The sequence below is a fragment of the Rhizobacter sp. P3_B12 genome (genome assembly GCF_056402895.1).
On record NZ_JBFUGN010000811.1, the window covers coordinates 1 to 2,844 of the forward strand.

General features: G+C 66.7%; 4 protein-coding genes. 1 reads left to right on the top strand and 3 read right to left on the bottom strand.

The features are described 5' to 3' along the window. The 3 genes from AC1D01_RS28400 to AC1D01_RS28410 form a co-directional block, all read right to left on the bottom strand. Positions 1-781 (bottom strand): 2-oxoglutarate dehydrogenase E1 subunit family protein (locus AC1D01_RS28400; RefSeq protein WP_477872372.1); only part of this gene is annotated, 781 nt, incomplete at its 3' end. A gap of 279 nt (positions 782-1,060) precedes the next feature. After that, positions 1,061-2,104: an L-glyceraldehyde 3-phosphate reductase gene (mgrA, locus tag AC1D01_RS28405; protein ID WP_477872374.1), complete on the bottom strand. Its 1,044-nt coding sequence runs from the start codon at positions 2,102-2,104 to the stop codon at positions 1,061-1,063. A gap of 13 nt (positions 2,105-2,117) precedes the next feature. Beyond that, the gene (locus AC1D01_RS28410; RefSeq protein ID WP_477872376.1) at positions 2,118-2,531 is read right to left on the bottom strand and encodes a cupin domain-containing protein; all 414 of its coding nucleotides are present in this window, start codon (positions 2,529-2,531) and stop codon (positions 2,118-2,120) included. Between the two features lie 199 nt (positions 2,532-2,730). Between AC1D01_RS28410 and AC1D01_RS28415 the strand changes: the two genes are divergently transcribed. Continuing rightward, the coding region (locus tag AC1D01_RS28415) for an AAA family ATPase (protein WP_477872378.1) at positions 2,731-2,844 on the top strand (114 nt) is incomplete at its 3' end.

The following is a 2,844-nucleotide window of genomic DNA, read 5'->3' on the forward strand; positions in this document are numbered from 1 at the left end:
TCACGATCTCCTGCACGCCCTTCTCGCCGGCGCGCTGCACCAGTTCGTCCATCGACGCGATGAAGCTCTCGCCGCCTTCGAGCGAGAAGCGCTTCTGGCCGACGAACTTGGTGTGCAGGTAGCGCTCCAGGCCTTCGGAGGCGGTCAGGCGGTTCAGGATCTGCTTCTTCTGCTCGGCCGTGAAATTGGGCTTGGAGCGGATCGACTCGAGCCGCTGCTGCCACCAGCGCTTCTCGGGCTGGTCGGTGATGTGCATGTACTCGGCGCCGATCGAGCTGCAGTAGGTCTCGCGCAGCGCCTGCACGATCTGGCGCAGCGTCATCTGCTCGGCGGTGGTGAAGTAGGTGTTCGTCGCGCTGAACGAGATGTCCATGTCGGACTCGCTCAGGTCGTAGAACGCCGGCTCCAGCTCGGGGATCTTCGGGCGCTCGACGCGCTTGAGCGGGTCGAGGTCGGCCCAGCGCGAGCCGAGGAAGCGGTAGGCGGCGATCAGCGACTGGACGTGGACCTGCTTGCGGGCGACCGCGAGGTCGGCGCCGCTGGCCTTGTTGCCGAAGGCGTTGGCCTTGGCGCGTTGAGCGAACGATTCGACGACCGGTGCGTGCGGAACGTCGGCAGCCGACGAACCGTCGGCGGCAGGAACGTGCTGGAGGGCGTCGAAGTAGGCGCGCCAGTTGTCAGGCACCGAGCCCGGGTTGTCGAGGTAAGCCTCGTACATCTCTTCGACATAGGGCGCATTGCCCCCGAACAGGTACGAGTTCGACCTGTATTCCTGCATCATTTCGCTCACCTTTCACACCGGTTTCCGGTGCTGTAGTGGGTTGAGAAACCTTCCGCGACACGGCTAGACCGGCTGGCGGATTGCGACCCGCCTTGACTGATTTACCAGCAAGGGGACGGGAAGGACCTGAAAGTCACGGGCGCGACTGTAACACCGTTGGAATTCTGCGGTCTACCTCGTGGGATCGGCGAGTTTCCTGCGGACGCTGGCCCGGCTGATCGCCGTCGGCCAGGGCTGCGACTACGAGGTCGAGCGGGACGTCGAGGTTTCGCCGGAGCGTCAGAACGCCTCGTCGTGACTGGAGCGCGCCCACAGGTCGAGCCCGCCATCCTGCGCATGCCGGTCGATCTCGGCCAGTTCCTGCGCGCTGAACTCCAGCCGTGACAGGGCTGCGACGTTCTCGCGCAACTGCTCGGGCCGGCTGGCGCCGATCAGCGCGGTCGTCACGCGCGGGTCGCGCAGCACCCAGGCCAGCGCCATCTGCGCGAGCGATTGCCCGCGCCGCTGCGCGATCGCCCGCAGCGCCCGCACGCGCTCCAGGTTGGCACTCGACAGGTGCTCCGCCTTCATCGAGCCACCACCCGGCTTGTTGATGCGCGCATCCGCCGGGACGCCGTTCAGGTACTTGTCGGTCAGCAGCCCCTGCGCGAGCGCGCTGAAGGCGATGCAGCCGGCGCCCTCGCCCTCGAGCGTCGAGAGCAGCTCGCCCTCGATCCACCGGTTCAGCAGGCTGTACGACGGCTGGTGGATCAGCAGCGGCACGCCGCGCTCGCGCAGCAACTTCGCCATCTCGGCCGTCTTGCCGGCCGAGTACGACGAGATGCCGACGTACAGCGCGCGCCCGGACTGCACCGCGGTCGCGAGCGCCGAGGCGGTTTCCTCGAGCGGCGTCGCGGCATCGAAGCGGTGCGAGTAGAAGATGTCGACGTAGTCCAGGCCCATGCGGCGCAGGCTCTGGTCGAGGCTCGCGAGCACGTATTTGCGCGAGCCGCCGCCCTGCCCGTACGGGCCCGGCCACATGTCGTAGCCGGCCTTGGTGGATATCACCAGTTCATCGCGGTAGGCCTTGAAATCCTCGCGCAGCAGGCGCCCGAAGTTGGTCTCGGCGCTGCCGTAGGGCGGGCCGTAGTTGTTGGCGAGGTCGAAGTGGTTGATGCCGAGGTCGAAGGCGGTGCGCAGCAGCGCGCGCTGCTCGGTGAGCGGCGTGGCATCGCCGAAGTTGTGCCACAGGCCGAGCGACARCGCCGGCAGCTTCAGGCCGCTGCGGCCGCAGCGGCGGTAGGTCATGGTCTCGTAGCGGTCGGCCGCGGCGGTGTAGGTCATGGTTCCAGGCGTGTCATCTGACGAAGTCGTACAGCGGTGCATTCTTGTCGACGATGTGCACCGTGAACAACTTCAGGGGCATCTCGCCGACCACCTTGAAGCTGCCGTGCTGCACGTCGCGCAGGTTCAGCCCGGTCAGGCCGGTGGGCATCATCGACGCATCCTTGCCGGGCGCCTGCACCATCGCGCCCTGCAGCACGTGGAAGGCCTCCACGCCGTGGTGCACGTGCAGGTTGCTGCTCTGGCCCGGCTTCAGCTCGACGATCGACGCGATCACCTCCATGTTGGGCGTGCCGCTCAGGTCGGCGCGCTTCTGCTCGGCGCGCTGCGGCGAATCGGTGAGCGTCTGCGCGGTGAGGCCGGTGGCCAGGCCGAGCGCGAACACCAGGGCACCTGACAGCGTCAGTGTCAGCCGGGTCATCTTCATGGCGAATCTCCTCGCGCGACATGCGCTGCGGCACTGTGCGCGCCCTGGCGCGATGGCGTCAATCGGGAATGCCATCGGGCTGGCCGGCATGGCACTAGACTCGCGGGACGGCGGCCCGCCGGGCCAGGCCCAGAGCTCCCGCGCATTCACTGCCAACGACAATGAACCCAACAGCTCAAGCAACACAAGGTAGACCGACATGAGGCTTGATTCCGTCCACCTCGTCAACTACCGATGCCACGAAAGCCTGAAGGTCGACTTCAATGCGGGCTTCAATGTCATCGTAGGCGTCAATGGCAGCGGCAAGACGTCG